We start from the raw sequence: 18,888 nt of genomic DNA on the forward strand, positions 1-18,888 counted from the left end.
TGATTTTTTAAAAGTGTTGATTGCATCTTTTGTGGCTATGACAGTTAAAAAATCTGTTCCGCTTATATGTTTAAAAGAAAAATAATTGCTTTTATAGAGAGGTTTGAAATGGCAATAATATATTTAGAGAGCTACAGAAAGAAGCGCTAATCATTAAATTTTGTTATGTGTATTAAGCACAAACATGAGGTAAAATTTTCTGGTAAGAGAATGAAAAGAGTTTAAAGCCATTTAAAAAAACATTTGCAATACCAAAAAATCATAAGAGAATTATTAATTGTTTTATGATTTTTTGTGTTTCTGTATTTATAGTTATTGAAGCTATCTGTTTTTGTAAAAAATCGAAAGAAAATACTTCACGAAAAAATGGTGCTCAAAAGAGGCAGTGCGGGCTTTATTAGTAAGAGTCAAATAACATAAAAATGTGCAATAATATATTGATGTCTATAACTGTTTATGTTCCAATAAAGAAATTAAGAATTAAAGAAAAAATCTCAAATCAAAAATCAAAGGTGGTCTAAAAGGTGGACGAGAGGGGCGTTGAGTGAGAGCGATCCATCGGTTTCAGCATCATTCATAAAGTCATCTCCACAGGGTAAATATTGTGATGGGGCAGGTCTGTGGTTAAATGTGCGAAAAGACAATACGCGTTCTTGGTTTTTCCGTTATACGCACCACAATAAGCGCCATGAAATGGGGCTTGGTTCTGTTACGAAACTTTCTTTAAAAGAAGCGCACGAGCTTACTAGGCGTTATAGTAATATTCTTAAAGAAGGCAATGATTCTATTGTTTTTCGACAACAGACTATACATTAAGGCTTTGATTCATTGTGTGCTTGTAGCATACAATAGGTATGTCGGGTGTGGTTATGCTATACAATACTCTTTATGAGAAAAGCGTAACGACGGACTATCGACCGTGTTTCTTAGCGCCCGGCATTTCTTCGGAATGTCAATAAGAAACCTTTAATCGATAGGAGTTCATCATGAACACTTTTATAGAAACTACGGGAATCACTTCTAATAGTGCAGCCGTTCAGACTATGTCTAGCCATGAAATCGCAGAATTGTGCGATAAGAAACATAATCACGTTATGCGCGATATTAGAAATATGTTGACTGAATTAAAGGAGCAAGGAGGTCAATCCAAATTGGGATCGACCTATCTGGATAAGCAAGGGAAGGTTCAAAACTGCTACCATCTACCTAAGCGTGAATGTTTAATTCTTGTCTCAGGTTACAGTACTGTTTTACGAGCCAAAATAGTTGATCGTTGGCAAGAATTAGAATCGCAAATAGCAGCTTCGCGCATTGACTATTCAAGTCCTGAGGCGATGATTGGCTTTTTAATACATTTGCAAGGACAGATTGAACAGAAGGACGCCATCATTGCTGAATTAGAGCCAAAAGCCAAGGCACTTGAAGGTTGAAAGCGTTCTGATGGTTTGTTCGGTTTGATTGAAGCAGCAAAGATGCTTGAAGTACGGCCAAAAGATTTAACTGATTATTTGCGTCAAAATGATTGGGTGTATCGACGTGCTCCAAGCGGTTATTTGTTACCGTATCAAGATAAAATAAAGAAAGGTCTTATGGATTGTCCAGCTATCACTATTCAAAGACCGGATGGAACAGAAAAGGTGCTTCCTTCAACAAAGATTACATCCAGAGGTTTGGCTTGCTTGAGAGAGCAAATCCATGGAGGTACACAATGAACAGAATAGATATTAGGAGCATGGATGCCGAATTTCTGTGTGATTTATGGATGAAACTGTCTCAATTTTCTAATCATGAAAGCATTGGAGAGGAAGAATGCATTATTTTGACAGATATTATGGAGAAAGTAGAGCAGGCTTTAATTGTCAGGCTTCAAAATGAATTCCCAAGTTTTGTGAAGGTTATAACCGTTTTTGCAGATTCTGGAGATTCAGAACTTTCCAAAAGCTTGGATCCATTATTGAAAGATTATGATCTGAGTTTGAAAAGCCCTATTAAGAAGATGGCTTAAATTTATCATGAAGTTTACATCTTTCCATTAGTTAAAGTGGGAAGGTGGTTAAACCGTACATTTAAATTTATTAATTTTAGCAAATTCGTCTGCTTTTTCAGCTTGTAATATACTCACGTCGTAAGCAGCTTGCATGTTAAGCCAAATTCAGCAGTGGTATCAAAAAAATAGGCTAATCTTAGCGCTGTATTGGGAGTTACCGGACTGTTTTCAGCAACAAGACGTTCTATCCTCGTGCGTGGAACATTCAATGCTTTTGCAAGAGCATAAACAGAGAGAGAATATTCTTTTAAATATTCTTCCCGTAAAATTTTTCTCTTAAAGACGATGATAATGTCAATCAATGCATGCTGTTTTTGTGTAACTGTTGTGATCATTATGACGAAAATAACCAAGTCCTATAGTTCTAAATTTACCGCAACTCAGACAAAAATCACATTAAAAATTTAAGTATTCTTTCACGCAGCGAATGTTTTCTCAATTGTAAATTTAAGTACAAAAGAAGAAACTATGTTTTTAAATTATATGCAATGAAATTTTATCCATATAAGTTTTTAAGTGCAATATCTGGAATGATGGTTATGTAAATAAATTATTGTGGTATATATTTTTCTTATTATGGATTTTATAATAAAAACTTCAAAATCCGCTGATCATAAAGCTTTTGTATGAACAGACTCTAGAAAAGTAAAGCATTTTCATAGAAAATAAAGCAAATAGTTACTGTTTCTTGGTTTTTATAAAGAAATAAAGAAATAAAAAATAGACACGATAAGAAGGATTATAGATATTTATAAATACAAAATAAATATTACTAGATTGACAATTATAATGAAATGTGTTTTATTATATTCTGTATGCTAGTGTCCTCTGAGAGGATCATGATCGTATATTTCATTTTAATTTTTATATGAAATGTTATTGTTTTTATAGGAGATGTATATTATGAAACGTATTATTTTAGCTGCGGCTTTATTTTCAATGGTGTCTTCGATGTCAGCTCATGCTCTTCCTAAAGGAAATGCAGGTGGTTGGAATGCAAACTATATAGCGCGAAACCTTGCAGCGAGGGATGGCTTGGATGAATCATTGATTAGTAAAATTGCAGCATTAATTTCTCCTAAAACATTTTACTGGAATCGTTATGATGTAACGCCTTCTGAGCATAATAAATTGAGGGATTTAGGAGTTAAGCCTGTGTGTAATCAGCTTATTGTGCAAAGTAATGGATATGCATACAGAGAGTGTTTCGTAAAATAGTTACATGACACATTAAATAAGTGGGGTTTTTATGCAAATATTGATTGTGTAGCTATTAAGTTGCATCTTTAGTTTTGGCTGCTCTGTAATCTTTGTTCCTAATGTATAACTTTATTTGGTTTTTAATAAAAGGGGCTTCTTCTTAATTCACTTGAAGAATAGAAAGGGTAGATGAGGCATCAAGAAAAATAAAAACCTCCGCTTTATTTGAGTTGTGAAGAAAAACGCCTTATTATGTTCTTCTGTAAGAGATTTACAGTACTTTTGAGGGCGTTTTTTTAGGGATTTATTATGATCATGGACTGACTATTTTTATCTTCTTCTTATTATGTGAAGTGCTCTATCTAAAGTGTGTTATTTGATAGATACTGAAATTCAAGGCGAAAAAGCTGTTAAGTTTATGGTGAGTGGCAAGAAGTTATGTAGAGATACGTAAGCTTATAATTTACGAAATTGCAGATAAGTTTTAGGTTGTTTTTAAGAATATGAGATAGAGTTACTTGAGTTTTATTCAATTGATTCATCACCCTTTGTAATTATATAATAATTCGACTGCATTGATTAGATTATTGTAAAGCGCTTTGGCAATAACTGCTTTGTAGGTTTGTTTTTCAGAGATTTTTTTCTGTGTTTAAGTCTTGCTTTGTCAGTTATTTCGGATGACGCAGTTATGCTAATAGCTGTTTATTTGTCTATTAGGTGTTCTCTTTAATTGCTTGTTGTCGGTGTAAATTGGTGTGGTTTACTTTCGCATAAAAGATACACCACTTTTTGCATCGCTAGATACTCTCATGCAGATCTAGCTTTGCGATCAGGCATTAAGATTGCGGTTATTTTTGTTGATGTAGTGTCTCATTTTCTATAATGAGCTATGCTATCATTTAAATGAAATAATAATCATTGTGTGGCGACCTTTGCTGTTCAAATTATTACCGCATAAGGTCTTATGAGTTGTCCTGCTATTATTATTAAAAGGCCGGATGAAACAGAAAAGGTGCTTCCTTCCACAAAGATCACATCCAGAGGATTGGCTTGCTTGAGAGAGCAAATCCATGGAGGTGCATAATGAACAGAATAGACCCTAAGAACATGGATGCTGAACTTCTGAAAGGTTAGCTTATTTTTTTGATACGACAGCTGAATTTTGGCTTAACATGCAAGCTGCCTATGATGTTCATGTATTACAGATGGAAAAAGCAGAAGAATTTGCCAAAATAAACAAAGTTAAGCATATTCTTGGTTGGATAATGAATGAATAGGAGAAATGCTTTGTTGAAGGCTTATAATTTGATATCAACTGGATATTAAAAAGAATGAAAAGATTTTTTTCTCTTGTTCAGAAAGATAAAGATTCTACTTTTGGTGTTCAGTTTCCTGATTTTGAAGGTCTTTTTTCTGCGGCCGATGAGGAAGAACAGTTAATGGCTAATGCAACGGAAGTATTGTAACTTTATTGTGAAGAAATGCACACAGTGCCTGAACCATTAAAACTTCAAGAAGTTATGCAACAAAAAACTGTTAAAGCGACTTTGTCAGAAGGTAGCTTTTTGATGCAAGTTCCATTGATGGAATAATGAATCAAAAGTTATATTATGCACGATAAAAGCAAGGCTGGAATGGGATTCCGGCCTTTTTTCATATTAGAGCTAATAGAAGTTTCTAGAACTACAGGAGCATTTATGCATTCCAGAGAAACGATAAGAGAGACATTTGTTGAGCTTATAAAATTAGCCAAGACACTTGCTGGCGATAATGTCTTCAATATGCGTGATTTCAATTTTTTCCTTGAGAGAATGCCTGCTATTAACGTCTCAACACAGAGCGAGAATATTGAAGATGCTTATCAGCATGACTATGGGATACGGCGACGCGTTTTAACCGTTGATGTTGAGTGCTATACAACCTGTGAAGATGGGGCACGTTTTGTTGACGAATTAGCGTGGGCTGTTGAAGAGATTTTTCAGGATAACCCAGATTTAAACAATACCGTTGAGACATGCCATTTGCAAAACATTGCTATGGCTTTTGGCGACAATGGTTTTGTGGCACTTCATGGGGCTATTTTAACATTTGAAGTTACTTATGTTGACCAATATTCCGCATCAAGAAGAGCAAGCGTGTATTAAGAATCAAAATTCTCTCTCTCCGCTAGACATCAATAAGAATCTCCAATTCAAATGTTTTCATCACTGTTCACTATTTTGCTATTTCCTCAATATTTTTTACTAACTCCCCAATCTTTTTATAACATCTTCAAGCTTTTATTTCTGAACAAGCGTGAGATATCTAGAATGCTTTCTCGCTGTTTTTTCTTTCAGTGCTTTCTCTCGTGTATTTTCAATCGCTCTACGCACACTTATGACTTTTGAAATAAGGGTATTTTCTATTTTTTGGCAATAAGCTAAAAGTTCTCCGGAGGTTGGCATAAATGTTTTTGACACTCCATTTGCTTGACCAGTTACGATATCTTCAACACCCTTTTTCAAGGTATATGCTGAAATCCGTTCCAGCATCATGCCATAAGACAGTATATTGGCGCAGTAAAAGATACTCGTGCAAAATACCGTTTTGCTTTGTTTTTTCATATTAAAAGTCAAACCGCAACAAATGTTACTATAGAAGTAACACTGTCTCACCCTTCGGGCAATCAAATCTCAACAGAAGGAACATTTTCAATTGATGGGCAAGGTAGCAAAAATCACATTCAATCTGTTGGCTCTACTATCATTTATGCACTCAGATACCTATTAGGCATGTTTCTTAATGTAACAAGTGAGGAAGATGATACAGATGGCAACATGCTCATCGCAGATATCACACCTAAGCAAATGAATGAAATCGAAGAATTAATGGAACAGACACAATCGGAGAAAAACAAAATGCTCTCTTTCATAGGAGTAAAAAATCTAACAGATATGTCTTACTAAACAAGCACAAACTGTTTTGTTTACTTTGAAAAAGAAGCAACGCTCACAAATGGCTAAAGCTCGACAATCTTTATTGCAACAAGAGCAACAAACGACGGTGTAAAATGGAACAACGAACAGCACAATGGTTTTAAGCGCGTTTAGGCAAAGTCACTGCTTCAAACGTTTACAGTGTCGTCAATAGAACGGCTAAAGGATTGCCGACAGGCAAATATGACGAATACAAAATCAAACTCCTTGCAGAATGTTTAACAGGAGAGATAAGCCCACATTATGAAACAGAAGATATGCGACGGGGCATTGAGCATGAAGATGATGCAATCGAAGAATATAGCTTCATTTATGATGCCAATGTAACAAGGTGCGGTTTTGTGCCTCACCCAATAATTGAGATGGCAGGTGCAAGTCCTGATGGTCTCATTGGAGAGTATGGATTAATCGAAGTCAAATGCCCCAAATCAACAACCCACATACGCTTCTTTATCAATCACGAGATCAAGCCTGAATATGTAGCGCAAATGCAATTTCAAATGGCTTGTACAGGACGAAAATGGTGTGATTTTGTAAGCTACGATCCACGATTTACTGGCCAATCGTCGAATTTACGTCTTAAAATATGCCGCATCCACCGTGACGAGGAACAGATTGCACACATCAATAAAGCTGTTGAAGCGTTTTTAGTAGAGATAGAGCAAGATATGAAAAAGATCATGACTGAAGCCGCTTAATTCTATGGGGGTGCTCTCTCTTCCTAGCGTCTCCACCCATTTATAACATAAAAGATAGAAAGATAATGATATGATATTTGATGATGGCGATAGATATGTAACGACACGTGAATGTGCACAACTCTTTAGCGTATCAACAACAACTATTCGCAATTGGGTGATGCAAGGAGCGTTTCCTGAACCTTATAGGCTAGGGAGGGCAGTGAGGTGGAGAAAAAAAGAGATCTTGGCATTTACTCCAAAGAAAAATAAGGAGCAAATAGAAACAATATAGGTAAAGTTGTATAAATTCCAGAAGGTGGTCTAAAAGGTGGTCTTAAAATTGTAAATTATAAAAAAATTCATATATTTCAATAAATTAAAAATGAAAAATGGTGCCCAGACGCGGATTCGAACCACGGACACGCGGATTTTCAGTCCGCTGCTCTACCTACTGAGCTATCTGGGCACGTTTCAATAAAATATGAAACGTTTGGGTTATAACATTAAAATTTTCTCTGTCTAGCCATCAAAATAAAAATAATTGATTTTTTATAATTTTATCTTTATTATTCAATATGTTAAAGATTTTTTATATTTCATAAAATCAATGTGTAAATCTTTGATTATACGCTAAGCATAGTATGAGAGAGAGTTTTTTGTAATAAAAACGAAAAGTAATTGGTTTTTAAGAATCAATTGAAGAGTGTTGTGAATTGTAGTTTTCTTCATAGAATAGCAGTGTATTTATATTCTATAAAATTAAGTGGACATATTTTTTATATTTATAGAAAATAAGCTATTAGCGTGGGTTCTTTCGTACATTGTTTTATTTTTTACTATAAATCATCTTATCTAAAAGGAATAGAATAATGATAGAATTGGAGGCACCGGATAGTCGTCCGAGAAATCCTAATTTTTCTTCAGGTCCTTGCAGTAAGCGACCTGGTTGGACGGTTGAAATTCTTAAAGATGCGTTGCTTGGGCGTTCTCATCGATCTAGACTAGGAAGATTAAAGCTTGCTGAAGCAATTGATTTGACACGTGATGTTCTCGAAGTGCCTCTAGATTATCGTATTGCTATTGTTCCTGCTTCAGATACAGGAGCTGTTGAGATGGCTCTGTGGTCTTTGTTAGGAGAACGGGGTGTGGATGTGGTCGCGTGGGAGAATTTTGGTTCATGTTGGGCCGTAGATGTTATCAATCAATTAAAACTTTCTGATGTGCGTTCGTTAGAAGCATCTTATGGAGAATTACCCGATTTAACACAGATTAATTTTGAACGTGACGTTGTATTTACGTGGAATGGCACAACTTCAGGTGTTCGTGTTCCTAATGCAGATTTTATTCCTGATAATCGTAAAGGCTTAACAATTTGTGATGCTACATCAGCTGTTTTTGCACAAAAGCTTGATTTTTCAAAATTAGATGTTGTTACTTTTTCGTGGCAAAAAGTTTTAGGAGGAGAAGCAGCACATGGAGTTCTTATTCTAAGTCCTCGCGCTGTTAAACGTCTTGAAACTTATGTTCCGATTTGGCCTTTACCAAAAATTTTTCGGATGACACAAGATGGAAAATTGAATGAAAATCTTTTCAGAGGAGAAACGATTAATACGCCTTCTCTGCTTTGTGTTGAAGATTATCTTGATGCATTAAAGTGGGCAAAATCACTTGGTGGTTTGCAAGCATTGATTGCACGAGCTGATAAAAATTTTTCAGTTTTTGATGCTTTTGTTCGTCAATCACCTTGGTTAGAGTATTTAGCAAAAATTCCTCAAACGCGCTCTAATACATCGGTTTGTTTGAAGATTGTAGATCCGGTTATTGTTGCTCTTGATTTTGAAATGCAAGCGTCTTTTGTCCAAGCAATAGTGATGCGTCTTGATAAGTTAGGAGTTGCTTATGATATTGGTGCATATCGAAATGCTCCTCCAGGGTTTCGGATTTGGACAGGGGCAACAATAGAAGCTTCTGATCTTGTGCTGCTAACAAAATGGCTTGAATGGGCTTTTCAGGTTGAGAAAGTTCAGTGTGGTTATTAAAACAGCTTTGATAAGGTTGTTTAAAGTATAATAAAAAAAATGATGATAATAATTTTTATATTTTGAGCGTGTAAAAATTGTGAATGAATACTGCATACTAAAGATATATTTTATATTAAGACAGATTTGTTGTGAGTATTGGGAAATTTAAAGCCGAATAATATAAAAATTTGAAATGAAGAGTCGCACTTACTATAAGGTTCCGTTATAAAGAACCGTTTGTTTTTTAATATGGGTGTTATTTTACCAAATGCAACGGAGAAAATTATGGCCAATGTAGTAGTTGTTGGTACGCAATGGGGTGATGAGGGTAAAGGTAAAATCGTCGATTGGTTGTCTGAACGTGCAGATATTGTCGTGAGATATCAAGGCGGTCACAATGCAGGTCATACATTGGTTATTGATGGAACGAGCTATAAATTATCGCTTCTACCATCTGGTTTAGTCCGTGGAAAATTATCTATTATCGGTAATGGAGTCGTTGTTGATCCTCATCATTTTGTTGCAGAATTAAAAAAATTACGTTCTCAAGGTTTGAAGATTACTCCTGAAATTTTGCGTGTGGCTGAAAATGCTTCTTTAATTCTTTCATTGCATCGTGATCTTGATGCTATTCGAGAAAATAATATTTCGGGTTTAAAAATTGGAACAACACAACGAGGTATTGGACCTGCTTATGAGGATAAAGTAGGGCGTCGGGCTATTCGAGTGATTGATTTGGTAGAAACTGATACGCTTATGGCTAAAATTGAGCGACTCTTAATTCATCATAATTCTATACGCCGTGGAATCGGCGTTGAAGAAATTAATGCGCAAAAGCTTTATGATGAATTAATGCAGGTGGCAGATGAAATTTTACCTTTTGTAGATTGTACGTGGAGTCTTTTGGCAGAGCGTTGTCGAATGGGGCAGCGCATCCTTTTTGAAGGAGCTCAAGGAGCGTGGTTGGATAATGATTTTGGAACTTATCCTTATGTAACATCATCCAATACAATTTCAGGGCAAGCTTTGACGGGTTCAGGTATGGGACTGGGTGCGGTAAATTATGTGCTGGGTATTGCTAAGGCTTATACAACACGTGTAGGAGAAGGGCCATTCCCGACAGAACAGATTAATGATGTTGGAGAGTTTTTAGGAGAACGTGGAAACGAATTTGGTGTTGTAACAGGTCGGAAGCGTCGTTGCGGTTGGTTTGATGCAGTTTTAGTCCGTCAGATGGTGAATGTTTGTGGTATCCGTGGTATTGCATTGACAAAACTTGATGTTTTAGATGGTTTGGATGAAATTAAAATTTGTACTGGCTATGAGCTTGATGGCAAAAAGATTGATTATTTACCTTCTGCTATGGGAGCTCAAGCTCGGGTGAGACCAATTTATGAGGTTTTAGAAGGCTGGAAAGAAATAACTGCATATGCACGAAGCTGGAACGAATTACCAGAGAAAGCTATCAAATATGTGCGCTGTATTGAAAAACTAATTGATGCACCGGTGGCTCTATTATCTACTAGTCCTGAACGTGAAGATACGATTCTTGTAACGGATCCTTTTGCGGATTAATTATTTTCTTTTATTTTTAAATAAAAGTAGATTTTTAGAGTATAACAGAAAATATGCGAAGTAACATTTTGGTATTCGTTGTATGCTATTGCGGTATTTTTGTACAAATACAAATTAATAATTCATTTAGAGAATTAAAATTAAGAATGCAAAAATACTTTATGTTTAAATTTTTTTCTCTAAGTTTGAAAAGATTAAGATAAGATATGGTAGATTTCGTTGGAATCTTGAGAAAAGCAATTGATGCACAAAATAATGCGACATCTCAATTACGTGAACAAATTTATGAGCGTGCTCTTGAAACCTTAGAATATAAATTTGTAGAAGCAAAAATTTCAAAAACATTAGCAGATACACAAAGAAAAGCTTTGGAAGATGCTATTAAAACGGTTGAAGAAGAATATGTTAGGATTGAAAAGAGAAGGCTTTCTTCATTAATTGGCTGGCAATCTGCAGATGAAATGAGCGATAATAAAAGTACGCAAGACTCAATATCGCTGCAAAATAATCATACTTCATTTTTAAGAATAGAAGATAAACAACAATCGTCTACAACTGATAAAACATCGGATACATTGTCTATAAAATCAGATGTTCCAGATGCAGAGTTTGTTAATATGGATAATGTTGTGACTTCTCATTCGTATGATGGACATCATGATGTTGAAAAAAATACATCTGAAAACTCAGAGTCATTTTCTCTCGGACAAGTGGATAGCTCTCATATTGTTTCGCATATTTTTTCTCAAGCTTTGAAAAGAGCTAATCGACCATTTGTACGAAAACGTATTATGATAGGGACTGCAGCTTTTTGTAGTTTCGTTATTTGCCTTATCAGCATTTTTCTTCTTGGTGAGCGTGTATTTTTATCAAATGATAATCAGTTACAAAGAGAAAAAGTTGATGTTTCTGGAATGCCATCAAAAGTATCTATCTCTAATAAAAAGCTGACGCAGCGTTTATTGGAAAATGGAAGTGAAGTTGATGTTGGTTTGGTTGATAATACAGAGTTTGTGAATGATAAAAAAATGTCGACAGCTGTTTCCACTGATTTGAAGACAATTAAATCGCTGGGTGAAGCCATCCTTTATCAATCTCGTACAGATTATGATGAAGAAAAAGTGGCAACGGGAAGTGTACAATGGTCAGTGATAAAGGAAGCTTCTGCTACTCAGGGGAAATCAGTGGAATTAGCGCTACGAGGTGATCTAACGATTCCTGATGAAGGGTTGTCATTACAGATGACTTTCCGACGTAATACTAACGCATCTTTTCCTGCTGCTTATATTATAGATTTTATTTTTATTACTTCTGATCAATTTTCAGGTAAAGCGATAAGCGATATTAAAGCATTAACTTTTAAGGCAAGTGAGCAATCTGTTGGTCAAAGTTTAACGAGAACTGTTTCAGCTAAAATTAATGATGATTTTTTTATTTTTGCACTAAGTGGCAATCCTCCATTTTTTTATCGAAATTTACAGCTAATACGTCAGTTAAATTGGATACGTTTGGTGATGAGTGATAAAAATGGTCGGATACACGAACTTACCTTTGCGAAAGGAGCGGAAGGTGAAGCTATTTTTAATGATGTGATTGGAACGTGGCTTACGCAAAAAAATAAATCAGAAGTTCTCTACTAGAGATAGTAAAGTACTCATACAAAAAAATATAGGGCGATAAATTTGTGATAGTTTTCTTTAACAGACTTAGCGCACAAAAAGAGCATATATGATATATATGCTCTTAGTTTGAATGAGTTTCATAAGTTTGATAGCAGAGTTGATTTTGTGTTTTTTTGTTGCAATGAGATCAACTCGTTCATAGCATTCTGAACTTTTTCAAACGCACGAATTTCAATTTGTCTTATACGTTCTCGGCTAACATTGAATTCGTTTGAAAGTTCTTCTAGTGTTGATGGTTCATCATTCAGACGACGTGCCCAAAATATACGTTTTTCACGCTCATTTAAATTATTTATTGCGTGCATTAACATAGAATGGCGTTTTTTAAATTCATCTTGTTCAATCAAAATTTGCTCTTGACTGCTAGAATCATCAACCAAGCAATCTTGCCATTCACGGCTCTGACCTTCATTGGTTCGTAAAGGTGTACTGAGTGAAGTATCACCGCTCAGTCGATGATCCATTGAGATAACTTCATCTTCTGATACCTTTAAATGCGTAGCAATTTCTTTGATTTGTTCAGGGTTGAGACTATTATTATCAAATGTTTGAAGTTTATTTTTCAATTTACGCAGGTTAAAAAATAAGCGTTTTTGATTCGCGGTCGTTCCTATTTTGACAAGGCTCCAAGAGCGTAAAACATATTCTTGTATTGATGCTTTAATCCACCACATTGCGTAAGTTGCTAAGCGAAATCCTTTTTCTGGTTCGAAGCGTTTTACAGCTTGCATAAGACCAATATTACCTTCCGAAATAACTTCTCCTATAGGTAATCCATAGCCACGATACCCCATTGCAATTTTAGCGACGAGACGGAGGTGACTTGTTACAAGCCTATGCGCAGCTTTAGGGTCGTTATGTTCACGATAACGCTTAGCTAACATATATTCTTCTTTTGGTTTTAGCATTGGGAAACGGCGTATTTCTTCTAAGTAACGATTAAGGCCGCCATCACCTAACGTTACTGATGGTAGACTTACATGGGCCATATAGCACCCTCCTTATTATTTGAATTCCCATAAGGCAAATTCTATTCACGAACATTATATAGGTACTCTTGTTCTTACTTACATTACCATAATTTGAAATTTTGTTCAAAAAGAGATATTTCATTGTAAAGTCATGAAGTGGTTAAAAGTTTCAACAAAGTTTTTTAAAGTGATTTATGAGTTCAGCCATATCTTTTGGTAATGATGAAGAAAAAGACATGACCTCATTTTTAATTGGATGTTCAAAAACAAGACTAGTTGCATGAAGTGCTTGTCGATTGAATTGATCGATTGTATCTTTTATTATAGAATTAAATATATTTGATTTTGTTTTAAAAGCGTTTCCATACACGGTATCACCTATAAGCGGATGTCCGATATGAGCCATATGAATACGGATTTGGTGTGTGCGTCCTGTTTCTAGACGACATTCTAAAAGACTGGCTACAGGTGCTCCGTTTGCACAGGCTCCATATTTTTCAAGCAAAGAAAAATGCGTAATGGCGCGTTTAGCACCGGTATGCTCCTTATGAACGACAATTCGCTTTGTTCGATCATAAGGAGATCGACTGAGGAATGTATCTATTGTTGTTTTATTGTGATGAGGTGATCCCCAAATGAGAGCATGATAACGTCGATCTAAAACACCAGTGCGTCCATGGTCAGCAAATTGTGCGCTGAGACTTTTATGAGCAAAATCACTTTTTGCAATAACCATAACACCGCTTGTATTTTTATCAAGACGATGAACAATACCAGGTCGCTTAACACCACCAATACCCGATAAGCTTTCACCACAATGGTAAATCAGAGCATTCACTAACGTACCGGTCCAGTTGCCATTTCCTGGATGAACAACAAGACCGGCTGGTTTATTAATGACGATAATGTGATCGTCCTCAAATAGGATATCAAGTGCAATGGCTTCACCTACAGGTTTTGCGTCATGAAGAACCGGTATTGTTAATTCAATCAGTTGGTTGGCTTTCAATTTTGTTTTTGGTTCTTTTACTGGATGTCCATCAATTGTAAGGTGACCTTCGCGAATTAGAGTTTGTAAACGTGAGCGTGATAGTTCGTCTGGATATTGTTTAACAAACCACTGATCGATGCGTTGTCCAAAAGCATTTTCATCTGTTCTCTTTTGCACTATTACACAATCCTATTTTTGAGTTGTTTAATGGATTTTACCAATATGAAATTGCTTTTGTATCTAGGAACTCTCTAATTCCCCATTGTCCACCTTCGCGAGCACGTCCAGAAAATTTTACGCCTCCAAAGTAACTTCCATCAGGTAAGCCGTATCCATTAACTTCTATCATCCCAGAACGCAATTGTGTAGCAATACGTTGACATTTGCTTCGATCTTGAGACTGTATATAGTTTGTGAGACCATATGTTGTATTATTGGCTAAAGTAATAGCTTCATTTTCGGTATCAAAAGGAATAATTGAGAGGACTGGACCAAAAATTTCTTCTTGGAAAATGCGCATATCAGGTTTCACATCTGCAAAAACTGTTGGTTGTACATAATAACCATGTTTCATTCCTGTTGGTAAACCACAACCACCTGCAATGAGTGTCGCGCCTTCATCAATTCCGGATTGGATAAGAGCTTGAATTTTGTTATATTGTTGTTGTGATACAACAGGACCGATATGATCTCCTTCTTGATGATTTGAGCCTACTTTTGTGTTTTCAGCAATGTCTTTTGCTATTTTTGTGGCTTTATCATAGATTGAGCGCTCTACGAGCATCCGTGTTGGAGCATTGCAGCTTTGTCCACTATTATAGAAGCAGTGATGGACACCACGTGAAATAGCATCTGCATCGGCATCAGCAAAAATAATATTTGCTCCTTTTCCACCGAGTTCTAAGCAGACTCGTTTTAAGGTATCACTAGCGTTTTTAGAAATAGCTTTTCCTGCTCTTGTTGAACCTGTAAAACTGATCATTTCTAAATCTGGGTGAGTGGATAAATAAGAACCTACATTGGCTCCGTCACCATTAATTAAATTAAAAACGCCAGCAGGAAGAGCGGCTTCATCTAAAATTTCTGCAAAGAGCATAGCAGAAAGAGGAGCAATTTCAGAAGGTTTTAAAACCATTGTACAACCTGCTAATAGCGCAGGAATTACCTTAAGAGTTATTTGGTTCATAGGCCAATTCCATGGGGTAATCAATCCTACAACGCCGATAGGGTCATATTGAAGTATTGCATGGTTATTGTCTTCAATTAAAGATTCTTGAAAAGAAAATTCTTTAAAAGCTTTAATAAAATTGCGAATATGGCGGCTTCCAGTTGCAGTTTGTGCATTGCGTGCCATATCAATAGGAGCTCCCATTTCCATTGAAATGGCTTGAGCCATATCTTCAGAACGTTTTTCATAGATCCCAAGGATTTTCTCGACGAAGGAAAGGCGTTCATGAGGTGTGGTCATTTTCCAGTTTTGAAAAGCTTTTTTAGCTGCAGCAATTGCTTTATCAACATCTGCGGTATCACCAATACTAATAACAGCGCAAACTTCTTCCGTTGATGGGTCAATGACGTGTAGGTCATTTGTTGTGATTGGGTTATCCCACAAGCCATTGATATAAAATTTTCGCTTATTTAGCATAACCTTATTGCTCCTATTTGCATAAATAGTTTTGGTTTTAAAACTGTACTATTTTTAAAACTATATATACTAGTGATTAAAACTGTTGATAGCAACATTCTTTACGAATGATGGGTAGATTTGAGTTGCATTTAAAACGTGCTTTTTAAAGAATCTAAAATGGTGATGTTTACATTGAGAATTATATAATGATGCAAAAAAAACTTTGAAACTAAAAGAGTTAATAATTTTAGCGAGCACATTATAAGATAATTTATTGTTTAATATTTGGTTATATGAAACCTTCATTGAAGGTCACAATGTAGGACATTTCAGAATGTGTAGATTGCTCAGGAAGCTTAATACATTAAATATTGTATTCTTTTGCTTTAGAGAAAAAAGTTAATAAAAATATTTTTTGTTTTAAATTGATTGTTAGCAAAAGGTTATTAACCTTCATGATGTAAGTTCTATGTATCTTGTTTAAAAAATCTTTCCGTTATTATTACATAATGTCATAGGTATCATGCGTAATCTGAATATAAAATCTACTTTTGCGTCTTCTTTTCTTGACAAAAATGCAGAAGGCCAATCAGAACAAACTTCATCTACAGAGGTTGCTGAAATGTTTTCCTATCCAACTGTATGGAAAAAAGCATTTTCTCTTGGACAGAATGTACGTTTCACACGAACGCCAGAAGTTGAAATTTTACGGCGTCGCATAGAAACGGATCCAGTTTTTGCACAACAGTTTCAGGCTTTGTCAGCAAAAGAAAAGAAAAAGCTTACACATGTTCCAACATTTGACAAAGAATCGATCAAATCTCAATTGATTGAAAATGAAGAAGCACTTTATTGCTCAACAGCTTTAGAGCCGGTTTCTCAACAAACTGTTGGTGAGTTAATTGAAAAAGATACAGAGAAAAATTTATCTTCTGTAGAGAATGTAAAACAAAAAATAGAGCCTGTTTTTTATCTTTCTGATAACGCATTTTTTGAATGTGAACCTTTTATGATAGAGCAAGTTAGAGTGAAAAACTCACAAAAAGAAAAAACATGTTGTGATTTAGCAGAAGAAACAGTTTTCCAGAAAAGTGACGATTTATTGGATATTTGTTCTGCTTTTGATGAGTCTATTACTACTCTTTATCGTGTGCTTGAAGGTGGTTCTGCACAATTGTATCATTCAACTGCGTCAGAAGTTTTAGAAGAAAATATTAAGAAAATTTCTGATGCAAATTCTTTAAAAAGCGAAAAATCCGAAGGAGTTTTAGCGCATAACGCTCATTCTATTTTTGAGAAAATTGAAACAAATCAAGAATCCTCTATTTTGAAAAAGTCTGCTCAAGAAACACGTGACTTTTCTAATTGTGTTGTAAGCGATGATTGTAGAACAGTGGATGTTGCAAAGAGTGCAGCTGATTTGTTTGTGAAAAAAACAAAAAAATATTCACAACAAGCTGTTGATATGCCGTTATACAACAATCATTCTGATTTTATGCTAAGAACTCAATTTGCTGAGGATCACGTTTATAATTTTCCATCGATTGATTTATTGCAAGAGCCTATTTCTCACAGTGATACAAGTATTTCACAAGAAACATTAGAACGTAGCGCTGGACTTTTGGAGAGCGTTCTAGAAGATTTTGGGATTAAGGGTGAAATTATTCATGTGCACCCAGGTCCAGTGGTAACAATGTATGAGTTTGAACCTGCTGCTGGGGTAAAATCGTCTCGAGTGATTGGACTTTCTGATGATATTGCTCGTTCTATGTCGGCTATTTCTGCACGTGTTGCCGTTATTCCTGGGCGGAATGTTATTGGCATTGAATTACCAAATGCAGCTCGTGAAACTGTGTATTTACGTGAATTAATACAATCAAGTAGTTTTTGCGATAGTCAATTTAAATTAGCTCTTGCTTTGGGAAAAGGAATTAATGGTGAGCCTGTTATTGCGGAATTAGCGAAGATGCCTCATTTGTTAGTGGCAGGAACAACAGGTTCAGGAAAATCTGTTGCAATTAATACAATGATTTTATCAATTCTGTATCGAATGACTCCAGAGCAATGTCGTTTGATTATGGTTGACCCTAAAATGTTAGAGCTCTCTATTTACGATGGCATTCCACATTTGTTGACACCTGTTGTGACTGATTCAAAAAAAGCTGTAACAGCTTTAAAATGGGCGGTTCGTGAAATGGAAGAACGTTATCGCAAAATGGCTAAATTGGGTGTGCGGAATATTGATGGTTTCAATGCACGGGTTGCACTTGCGGCAGAAAAAGGTGAAACAATTATGTGCACTGTGCAGTCTGGGTTTGATAAAGAAACGGGAGAGATGCTTTATCATGAAGAAGCAATGGATTTAACACAACTTCCTTATATCGTTGTCATTGTTGATGAAATGGCTGATCTTATGATGGTTGCTGGTAAAGAAATAGAAAGTGCCATTCAGCGCTTAGCACAAATGGCACGCGCGGCAGGTATTCATCTTATTATGGCAACGCAACGTCCTTCTGTTGATGTGATTACAGGAACGATTAAGGCAAATTTTCCAACGCGCATTTCTTTTCAAGTAACATCAAAAATTGATAGTCGTACAATCTTGGGAGAACAGGGTGCTGAAACACTTTTGGGACAGGGAGATATGTTGCATATGATTGGTGGTGGGCGGATTATGCGTGTACACGGACCTTTTGTTTCTGATAAAGAAGTAGAATCTGTCGTTGAGCATCTTAAAATGCAAGGAAAGCCTGATTATTTAGCAAAGGTTACAGATAGCGAAGATGATGAGAAGAATAATCAAGAAGCTGACGATTCGGTTTCTGAGTTTGTTGCAGCAGGAAAATCTGGAGGAGAAAGTGAAGAACTCTATGCTCAGGCTGTGAAAATTGTTATGCGTGATAAAAAATGTTCAACGTCTTATATTCAACGTAGACTTTCAATTGGTTATAATAAGGCGGCTTCTCTCGTTGAAAAGATGGAAGAAGAGGGTATTGTCGGCGCTGCTAATCACGTAGGAAAACGGGAAATTTTACTCAGCGGATGTGGTGAATAAAATATCCGAATGGTTAAAAACATACGACAAAAATAATTTGGAAGAGTATAGTGTGGTTGTTTTG

At 35.7% G+C, this 18,888-nt stretch carries 13 protein-coding genes, 1 tRNA gene and 5 pseudogenes; 13 read left to right on the forward strand and 6 right to left on the reverse strand.

Annotated features, from left to right (window positions below):
- Positions 1-544: 544 nt before the first annotated feature.
- The 3 genes and pseudogenes from NPY00_RS05495 to NPY00_RS05505 form a co-directional block, all read left to right on the forward strand.
- Positions 545-810: pseudogene (locus NPY00_RS05495) on the forward strand (Arm DNA-binding domain-containing protein); the annotation flags it as partial.
- Between the two features lie 176 nt (positions 811-986).
- A pseudogene (locus NPY00_RS05500) lies at positions 987-1,712 on the forward strand (Rha family transcriptional regulator).
- Positions 1,709-2,005, forward strand: coding sequence for a hypothetical protein (locus NPY00_RS05505; protein WP_269021079.1), 297 nt, complete (start codon positions 1,709-1,711; stop codon positions 2,003-2,005). The pseudogene NPY00_RS05500 and the gene NPY00_RS05505 overlap by 4 nt, the downstream one beginning before the upstream one ends.
- A gap of 48 nt (positions 2,006-2,053) precedes the next feature.
- Here NPY00_RS05505 and NPY00_RS05510 read toward each other — a convergent pair.
- Positions 2,054-2,349, reverse strand: a pseudogene (locus NPY00_RS05510) (HigA family addiction module antitoxin).
- Between the two features lie 601 nt (positions 2,350-2,950).
- Between NPY00_RS05510 and NPY00_RS05515 the strand changes: the two are divergent.
- The 3 genes and pseudogenes from NPY00_RS05515 to NPY00_RS05525 all read left to right on the forward strand — a co-directional run.
- Positions 2,951-3,265, forward strand: a complete 315-nt coding sequence (locus NPY00_RS05515; RefSeq protein WP_269021080.1) for a hypothetical protein — start codon at positions 2,951-2,953, stop codon at positions 3,263-3,265.
- A 1,313-nt stretch (positions 3,266-4,578) separates the two neighbouring features.
- Complete coding sequence (locus tag NPY00_RS05520) at positions 4,579-4,713, forward strand: type II toxin-antitoxin system HicB family antitoxin (RefSeq protein WP_269021081.1); 135 nt, start codon at positions 4,579-4,581, stop codon at positions 4,711-4,713.
- 231 nt (positions 4,714-4,944) lie between these two features.
- A pseudogene (locus tag NPY00_RS05525) lies at positions 4,945-5,380 on the forward strand (hypothetical protein); the annotation flags it as partial.
- Positions 5,381-5,526: 146 nt separating this feature from the next.
- Here the strand turns inward: NPY00_RS05525 and NPY00_RS05530 are convergent.
- A complete protein-coding gene (locus NPY00_RS05530) occupies positions 5,527-5,850 on the reverse strand; it encodes a hypothetical protein (protein ID WP_269021083.1) in 324 nt (107 codons plus the stop codon).
- Between NPY00_RS05530 and NPY00_RS05535 the strand changes: the two genes are divergently transcribed.
- From NPY00_RS05535 to NPY00_RS05545, 3 genes and pseudogenes are all read left to right on the forward strand, one after another.
- The gene (locus NPY00_RS05535) at positions 5,839-6,192 is read left to right on the forward strand and encodes an ERF family protein (RefSeq protein ID WP_442864035.1); all 354 of its coding nucleotides are present in this window, start codon (positions 5,839-5,841) and stop codon (positions 6,190-6,192) included. The two genes, NPY00_RS05530 and NPY00_RS05535, sit on opposite strands and share 12 nt — an antisense overlap.
- Before the next feature lie 104 nt (positions 6,193-6,296).
- Positions 6,297-6,920 (forward strand): annotated as a pseudogene (locus NPY00_RS05540) (lambda exonuclease family protein).
- 70 nt (positions 6,921-6,990) lie between these two features.
- Complete coding sequence (locus NPY00_RS05545) at positions 6,991-7,194, forward strand: helix-turn-helix transcriptional regulator (protein ID WP_269021084.1); 204 nt, start codon at positions 6,991-6,993, stop codon at positions 7,192-7,194.
- A 98-nt stretch (positions 7,195-7,292) separates the two neighbouring features.
- Here the strand turns inward: NPY00_RS05545 and NPY00_RS05550 are convergent.
- Positions 7,293-7,368, reverse strand: a tRNA-Phe gene (locus tag NPY00_RS05550).
- A gap of 403 nt (positions 7,369-7,771) precedes the next feature.
- Here NPY00_RS05550 and NPY00_RS05555 point away from each other — a divergent pair.
- The 3 genes from NPY00_RS05555 (at position 7,772) to NPY00_RS05565 (ending at position 12,138) form a co-directional block, all read left to right on the forward strand.
- Positions 7,772-8,941, forward strand: a complete 1,170-nt coding sequence (locus NPY00_RS05555) for a phosphoserine transaminase (RefSeq protein WP_269021085.1) — start codon at positions 7,772-7,774, stop codon at positions 8,939-8,941.
- Positions 8,942-9,208: 267 nt separating this feature from the next.
- Entirely contained in the window at positions 9,209-10,498 is a 1,290-nt protein-coding gene (locus NPY00_RS05560) for an adenylosuccinate synthase (RefSeq protein ID WP_269021086.1), read from the forward strand.
- Between the two features lie 206 nt (positions 10,499-10,704).
- Positions 10,705-12,138, forward strand: coding sequence for a hypothetical protein (locus NPY00_RS05565; RefSeq protein WP_269021087.1), 1,434 nt, complete (start codon positions 10,705-10,707; stop codon positions 12,136-12,138).
- A 119-nt stretch (positions 12,139-12,257) separates the two neighbouring features.
- On the opposite strand, the gene rpoH is transcribed toward NPY00_RS05565, so the two are convergent.
- The 3 genes from rpoH to NPY00_RS05580 form a co-directional block, all read right to left on the reverse strand.
- Positions 12,258-13,169: an RNA polymerase sigma factor RpoH gene (gene rpoH / locus NPY00_RS05570; RefSeq protein ID WP_269021088.1), complete on the reverse strand. Its 912-nt coding sequence runs from the start codon at positions 13,167-13,169 to the stop codon at positions 12,258-12,260.
- A 151-nt stretch (positions 13,170-13,320) separates the two neighbouring features.
- Positions 13,321-14,322: an RluA family pseudouridine synthase gene (locus NPY00_RS05575; protein WP_269021115.1), complete on the reverse strand. Its 1,002-nt coding sequence runs from the start codon at positions 14,320-14,322 to the stop codon at positions 13,321-13,323.
- A gap of 34 nt (positions 14,323-14,356) precedes the next feature.
- Positions 14,357-15,787, reverse strand: a complete 1,431-nt coding sequence (locus tag NPY00_RS05580) for an aldehyde dehydrogenase family protein (RefSeq protein ID WP_269021089.1) — start codon at positions 15,785-15,787, stop codon at positions 14,357-14,359.
- A gap of 505 nt (positions 15,788-16,292) precedes the next feature.
- Between NPY00_RS05580 and NPY00_RS05585 the strand changes: the two genes are divergently transcribed.
- Positions 16,293-18,824: a DNA translocase FtsK gene (locus NPY00_RS05585; protein WP_269021091.1), complete on the forward strand. Its 2,532-nt coding sequence runs from the start codon at positions 16,293-16,295 to the stop codon at positions 18,822-18,824.
- The last annotated feature ends 64 nt before the right edge of the window (positions 18,825-18,888 follow it).

Source organism: Bartonella sp. F02 (assembly GCF_026929975.1).
In the GTDB taxonomy this organism is placed as follows: domain Bacteria; phylum Pseudomonadota; class Alphaproteobacteria; order Rhizobiales; family Rhizobiaceae; genus Bartonella.